This is a genomic window from Streptomyces sp. NPDC057271 (genome assembly GCF_042668715.1).
In the GTDB taxonomy this organism is placed as follows: Bacteria; Actinomycetota; Actinomycetes; order Streptomycetales; family Streptomycetaceae; genus Streptomyces.
Genome location: NZ_JBHUYJ010000031.1, coordinates 41,024 through 47,023, shown reverse-complemented (window position 1 = coordinate 47,023; position 6,000 = coordinate 41,024). Strand labels below are relative to the sequence as shown.

General features: G+C 74.2%; 7 protein-coding genes. 6 read left to right on the top strand and 1 reads right to left on the bottom strand.

Annotated elements, in window-relative coordinates:
- Positions 1-83 precede the first annotated feature (83 nt).
- Positions 84-671 (top strand): helix-turn-helix domain-containing protein, encoded by a 588-nt coding sequence (locus tag ACFUJR_RS16980; RefSeq protein ID WP_383450494.1) that lies wholly within the window; start codon positions 84-86, stop codon positions 669-671.
- Positions 668-1,915, top strand: a complete 1,248-nt coding sequence (locus tag ACFUJR_RS16975) for an MFS transporter (protein ID WP_383171784.1) — start codon at positions 668-670, stop codon at positions 1,913-1,915. Before ACFUJR_RS16980 ends, ACFUJR_RS16975 begins: the two co-directional genes overlap by 4 nt.
- 178 nt (positions 1,916-2,093) lie before the next feature.
- Here ACFUJR_RS16975 and ACFUJR_RS16970 read toward each other — a convergent pair whose 3' ends face one another.
- Positions 2,094-2,729: a TIGR03085 family metal-binding protein gene (locus ACFUJR_RS16970; protein WP_383171782.1), complete on the bottom strand. Its 636-nt coding sequence runs from the start codon at positions 2,727-2,729 to the stop codon at positions 2,094-2,096.
- An 84-nt stretch (positions 2,730-2,813) separates the two neighbouring features.
- On the opposite strand from ACFUJR_RS16970, the gene hisI reads away from it, so the two are divergent.
- The 4 genes from hisI (at position 2,814) to ACFUJR_RS16950 (ending at position 5,745) form a co-directional block, all read left to right on the top strand.
- Positions 2,814-3,164 (top strand): phosphoribosyl-AMP cyclohydrolase, encoded by a 351-nt coding sequence (hisI, locus tag ACFUJR_RS16965; protein ID WP_383171780.1) that lies wholly within the window; start codon positions 2,814-2,816, stop codon positions 3,162-3,164.
- An 11-nt stretch (positions 3,165-3,175) separates the two neighbouring features.
- Entirely contained in the window at positions 3,176-4,675 is a 1,500-nt protein-coding gene (locus ACFUJR_RS16960) for an anthranilate synthase component I (RefSeq protein ID WP_383171778.1), read from the top strand.
- 14 nt (positions 4,676-4,689) lie between these two features.
- Positions 4,690-5,349 (top strand): TIGR02234 family membrane protein, encoded by a 660-nt coding sequence (locus tag ACFUJR_RS16955; protein ID WP_383171776.1) that lies wholly within the window; start codon positions 4,690-4,692, stop codon positions 5,347-5,349.
- 144 nt (positions 5,350-5,493) lie between these two features.
- Complete coding sequence (locus ACFUJR_RS16950) at positions 5,494-5,745, top strand: HGxxPAAW family protein (RefSeq protein ID WP_383171774.1); 252 nt, start codon at positions 5,494-5,496, stop codon at positions 5,743-5,745.
- Positions 5,746-6,000 lie beyond the last annotated feature (255 nt).

Genomic DNA, 6,000 nt, shown 5'->3' with positions numbered 1-6,000 from the left:
GGGCCTTTCTTCCCGTCAGAAGTGCAGGATTATTTGTGCAATTTCTGTTGTGCAAGATTCCGTTCGCATTTACGGTCGTGGACATGAACTCGCAGGAGAACCGCCGGGTCACCGAACTCGGCACCCTCAAGGCGCTCTCGCACCCGCTGCGGATGCGCCTCTACCGCGCCCTCTTCGTCGCCCGCGCCGCCACCGCCTCCCAGCTCGCCGACCAGGTCGACGAGGCGGTCTCCCTCGTCAGCTACCACCTGCGCAAACTGGCCGAGCACGACCTCATCGAGGAGGCACCGGGACGCTCCGGCGACGGCCGCGAACGCTGGTGGCAGCCCAGCTCGTACGGCGTAACCATCCGCGACGAGGACGTCCGGGACAGCCCCGAGCTGGTCGCCGCGAGCGATGCCCTCGGCCGCACGATCGACGAGCAGCGGGCCGCACTCCACCGCCGATTCCTCGACGAGCGGCTGACCTGGTCCGACGCGTGGCGCTCGGCCTCCCTGAGCGCCGAGTGGCTGCCCCGCCTGACCGCGGCCGAACTCGCCGCGCTCGGCAAGGAGCTCGACGCGCTGCTCAAGAAGTACGACCAGGCCGCCCGCGCCGCCGAGCGGGCCGGCGACACCGAGGGCCGCGAGAACGTCGCCGTCCACATCCACGGCTTCCCCTACCGCTCATGACGGCGCTCACCGCGATCCGAACCGCCCGGCCCGCCCACCGCGACCCGAACGTCCTGCGCTGGGTCGGCGCCTACACCGCCTCCACCCTCGGCGACAGCGTCTACCACCTCGCCCTCTCCTGGACCGCTGTCCGCGGCGGAACCCCCGCCGAGGCCGGGCTCGTCATGGCGGTCAGCGCCGTGCCGCGAGCCCTGCTCATGCTCGGCGGGGGAGTGATCGCCGACCGCTTCGGGCCGCGCCGGGTCGTCGTCCTCTCCGACACCGTCCGCTGCCTCGTCGTCCTCGGCGTGGCCGCCCTCGTGCTCCTCGCGAGCCCGGCCCTCTGGGTGCTCGCCGCCGTGGCCCTCGTCTTCGGCGCGGTCGACGCCCTCTTCCTGCCCGCCGTCGGCGCGCTGCCGCCGCGGATCGCCCCTCGCGACCAGCTCGCCCGCGTCCAGGGGATGCGCGGCCTCGCCTACCGCGCCGGGCTCGTCCTCGGCGCCCCGTTCGGCGGTCTCGCCGTCGCCCTCGGCGGACCGGCGGCCGCCTTCGGGGCAGCGGGGCTCCTCTTCGCGCTCTCCCTGCCACTGCTCCTGAGGCTCCGGGTCACCCCGCTGCCCGGCGACGAGCCCTCCCGTGACGGCACCGCGCTGCGCGACCTCGCCGACGGACTGCGCTACATCCGCCGGCACCGGGTCCTGGGCCCGCTGATGATCGTCGTCGCGCTCAGTGACCTCGGCTTCGTCGGCCCCCTCAACGTCGGCCTCGCACTCCTCGCCGACGAGCGCGGCTGGGGCGCCGCCGGCATCGGGTGGGTCCTCGCCGGATTCGGCGTCGGCGCGGCCGCCGTCTCCCTGCTGCTGACCGTGCGGGGACGGATACCCCGGGCCGGGGCCGTCATGGCGTGGACGATCACCCTCGGCGCGGGCTCGATCGGCGCCCTCGCCTACGTACCGCAGCTGCCCGTCGCCGTCGCCGTGTCCGTCGCCGTCGGCCTGCTCGCGGGCCTCAGCGGCGCGCTCTGCGGCGCGCTCACCCAGACGGAGTGCGACCCCGCGTACCTCGGGCGGGTGACAGCCGTGTCCAGCTTCTTCAGCCTCGGCGTCGCCCCGCTGAGCTTCCCCCTCACCGGGGCGGCGATCGGCCTGTGGGGACTCGCCCCGGTGTACACCGCCAGCGCCGCGGTCTGCGCGCTCGGCGGCGTGTACGGACTCTCCGTACGGGCCCTGCGCCGCGCGGAACTCCCCCGAGGGGACGCCGCCTGACCGGCCCCGCGCCTCGCCCGGGGGGTGGGCCTGCCACCGGAGGCGACCCGGGCAGCAGGCCCCACCATGCCCGCCGCCCGCCGCCCGCGCCTGGGCGGCCGGGCCTGGGCGGCCCGCGCCTGGGCGGCTCCATGGCGGTCGGGCGGCGCTCCGTGTGCTCTGCCGCCCGCCGCCCCGCCTAGATCCCCAGCTGCTTCGTCTCGTGCAGACGGTCGATCGCGTCCTGCTCCCCGTCCAGCTCCACCTTCGCCTGGTCCTGGCGGCCGAAGACGAACATCGTCAGCTCACCCGGCTCCCCGGAGACCGTCACCACCGGGGTGCCGCGGTGGGCCACCGCCGTCTGGCCGTTCGGGCGGCGCAGCACCAGGCCCACCGGGGCCCTGCGGCCCAGCAGCTTCGCGCCCTTCTCCAGACGGGACCAGAGGGCGTCCGAGAAGACCGGGTCCAGCTCGCGCGCCGACCACTCCGGCTGGGCGCGCCGCACGTCCTCCGCGTGGACGTAGAACTCGACGATGTTCGCCCCCTCGTCCACCTGCTTGATCGTGAACGGGGACAGCCTCGGCGGCCCCGTCCGGATGAGCTGGATCAGCTCCTCGTACGGTTTCTCCGCGAACTCCGCCTGCACCCGGTCGAGCCGCGCCTTCAACGCCGGCACGACCGTTCCGGCGGCCGCGTCCGGACGGCGCTCGCGCACCACCACGTGGGCCGCGAGGTCACGGGTCTGCCAGCCCTCGCAGAGCGTCGGGGCATCGGGCCCCGCCGCCTCCAACAGGTCGGCGAGCAGAAGGCGTTCACGCTTCGCATGGGTCGACATGCTCGCCAGCGTACGGCCGCCGCCCGTGGTCCGCCCAGTGGACGGTCATCCGGGCGCACCCGCCGGCCACGGCACAATGGCCGCATGAGCAGCAATCTCGACCCGGCCATCGCCGCCCGCCTCAAGCGCAGCCCGGACGGACTCGTCCCGGCCATCGCCCAGCAGTACGACACCGGCGAGGTGCTGATGCTCGGCTGGATGGACGACGAGGCCCTCCACCGCACCCTCACCACCGGCCGCTGCACCTACTGGTCGCGCAGCCGTCAGGAGTACTGGGTCAAGGGCGACACCTCCGGCCACGTCCAGCACGTCAGGTCCGTCGCGCTCGACTGCGACGCCGACACCGTGCTCGTCAAGGTCGACCAGATCGGCGCAGCCTGCCACACCGGCGCGCGGACCTGCTTCGACGCCGACGTCCTGCCCCTGGGCAAGTAGGGTCTGGCGCCATGGATCTCGAGACCTTCCGCAAGCTGGCGGCAGACCGCCGTGTCATTCCCGTCAGCCGCCGCCTCCTCGCGGACGGCGACACCCCGGTCGCGCTCTACCGAAAGCTCGCCGCCGAGCGCCCCGGCACGTTCCTCCTCGAATCCGCCGAGAACGGCCGCACCGCCCAGTTGTGGTCCCGCTACTCCTTCATCGGGGTCCGCAGCGACGCCACCCTCACCGTCCGCGACGGCACGGCGCACTGGCTCGGCTCCCCGCCCGTCGGCGTCCCCACGGACGGCGACCCGCTCGCCGCGCTCCGCGCCACCGTCGAGGCCCTGCACACTCCTCGTGACCTCGCCTCCGGCATGCCGCCCTTCACCGGCGGCATGGTCGGCTACCTCGGCTACGACGTCGTCCGCCGCCTGGAGCGCATCGGGGACTCCACCCGGGACGACCTGGAACTCCCCGAGCTGACCATGCTGCTCACCAGCGACCTCGCCGTCCTGGACCACTGGGACGGCACGGTCCTGCTGATCGCCAACGCGATCAACCACAACGACCTGGAGACCGGTGTCGACGAGGCGTACGCCGGCGCCGTCGCCCGGCTCGACGCCATGCAGGCCGACCTGGCCCGCCCCGTCGCCACCGTGCCCGCCGCGCTCCCGCCCTCCGAGCTGCCGGAGTTCTCCGCGCTCTGGGGAGGCCAGGCCTACCAGGACGCCGTCGAGGACATCAAGGAGCGGATCCGGGCCGGCGAGGCCTTCCAGGTGGTCCCCTCGCAGCGCTTCGAGACCCCCTGCAGCGCCTCGGCCCTCGACGTCTACCGGGTCCTGCGGGCCACCAACCCGTCGCCGTACATGTACCTCTTCCGCTTCGAGAACGGCTTCGACGTCGTCGGATCCAGCCCCGAGGCCCTCGTCAAGGTCGAGGACGGCCAGGCGATGGTGCACCCCATCGCCGGCACCCGGCACCGCGGCGCGACCCCGCAGGAGGACCACGACCTCGCCGAGGAGCTGCTCGCCGACCCCAAGGAGAGGGCCGAGCACCTGATGCTGGTCGACCTCGGCCGCAACGACCTGGGCCGGGTCTGCGAGCCGGGGTCGGTGGAGGTCGTCGACTTCATGTCGATCGAGCGGTACTCGCACGTCATGCACATCGTCTCCACGGTGACCGGACGGGTCGCCGAGGGGCGGACCGCCTTCGACGTGCTCACCGCCTGCTTCCCGGCCGGCACGCTGTCCGGCGCGCCGAAGCCGCGCGCCATGCAGATCATCGAGGAGCTGGAACCCTCCCGGCGCGGACTGTACGGCGGCTGCGTCGGCTACCTCGACTTCGCCGGCGACTCCGACACCGCGATCGCCATCCGTACGGCCCTGCTGCGTGACGGCACCGCGTACGTGCAGGCGGGAGCGGGTGTCGTCGCCGACTCCGACCCGGTCGCGGAGGACAACGAGTGCCGCAACAAGGCCGCCGCCGTGCTCCGCGCCGTACACACCGCCAACCGGATGAACGGCGCATGACGGCGTAAGGGATAGTGGGGTACGTGAGTGCTGTTCCCGTACCCCAGCCCCGAGCCGCTCGCGCGGGCGGCGCCGCCGCCGCGTCCGGCGGCCGCCGCAGCCTGGCCGCGGCTCTCCTGCTCGGCGCCCTCGGTGCCACCGTCGTGCTGCTGTCAGCGGGCCAGATCTGGGCCGAGGGCACGGCGTCGGTCGGCGGCGGCACGGTGCCCGTCGAGGCCGACGGCGGCACCGTCACCGGCGTGCCCACGGCGCTCGCGATCGTCGGCCTCGCCGCGCTCGTCGCCGTCTTCGCCGTCCGCCGCGCCGGCCGCACCCTGGTCTCCGGCCTGCTCGCGCTGAGCGGCGCGGGAGCGGCGGTCGCCGCGATCCTCGGCGCGTCCGACGGCGACGCGCTGGACGCCGAGGCGGCCCGGATCTCCGGCGACACCGCGGCGGCGGTCTCGGACCTCACGCACACCGCGTGGCCGTACGTCACGGCCGGCGGCGCGCTGCTGATCCTCGTCGCGGGGCTGCTCGCGCTGCGGTTCGGCACGCGCTGGCCGACGATGGGCGGGCGATACGAGCGGACCGGCACGCCCCGTGCCGCGCGCCGGGCGCCGGCCGCGTCGCCGGACCGGCCCGAGGACCTGTGGAAGGCCCTGGACCGCGGCGAGGACCCGACGCGCGAGGGATGATCGCGGAGGCCGGACGCGACGCGTGATCGTCGCACCACCCCGATTCATCCTCGCGCCCCTGTGTGCGGGACAATGAACCACGAGTGTCCGCGCACGCGAGACCTCACCATCGAGCCACCGAGCAACAGCAACGAGGAGCAACTCATGGCGGGCAGCGCCCACGGACACACCCCGGCCGCCTGGACCGGTGTCATCATCTCCTTCATCGGCTTCTGCATCGCCGGAGTCTTCATGGTGGCCGCCAACGTGGCCGGCTTCTGGGCCGGCATGGCCGTCGTCCTGCTGGGCGGTGTGATCGGCCTGGCGATGAAGGTGGCGGGCCTGGGCATGCCGAAGGAGTCGGCGGCGGTCGCCGCGGCCCGCGAGACGGCGTCGGCGAAGGCGCGCACCGTCTGACGGACCCGCGCACGACGCGACGAACGAACACGCGCGAAGGCGCAGTCCGGCGGGGCCGGGCTGCGCCTTCGCGCGTGAGGCGCGAGAATCACCGCGTGGACGCCAAACCCGAGCCCCCCGCGCACCCGACCCCGCCGCCCTCCGAGCCCCCCGCCGCGACAGCGGCGACAGGCCCCGCCTCGGCCGAGCCCGAGCCCGGGGCGGTCGCGGCGGCCCCTGCGCCGGCCCTGGCGGCGCCTGCGGCGCTCGCCGGTA

What these genes read in the sequence shown, in the direction of transcription:
- ACFUJR_RS16980 (WP_383450494.1), top strand. Translation starts at nt 84, where the DNA reads ATGAACTCGCAGGAGAACCGCCGGGTCACCGAACTCGGCACCCTCAAG.
- ACFUJR_RS16975 (WP_383171784.1), top strand. Translation starts at nt 668, where the DNA reads ATGACGGCGCTCACCGCGATCCGAACCGCCCGGCCCGCCCACCGCGAC.
- ACFUJR_RS16970 (WP_383171782.1), bottom strand. Translation starts at nt 2,729, where the DNA reads ATGTCGACCCATGCGAAGCGTGAACGCCTTCTGCTCGCCGACCTGTTG.
- hisI (WP_383171780.1), top strand. Translation starts at nt 2,814, where the DNA reads ATGAGCAGCAATCTCGACCCGGCCATCGCCGCCCGCCTCAAGCGCAGC.
- ACFUJR_RS16960 (WP_383171778.1), top strand. Translation starts at nt 3,176, where the DNA reads ATGGATCTCGAGACCTTCCGCAAGCTGGCGGCAGACCGCCGTGTCATT.
- ACFUJR_RS16950 (WP_383171774.1), top strand. Translation starts at nt 5,494, where the DNA reads ATGGCGGGCAGCGCCCACGGACACACCCCGGCCGCCTGGACCGGTGTC.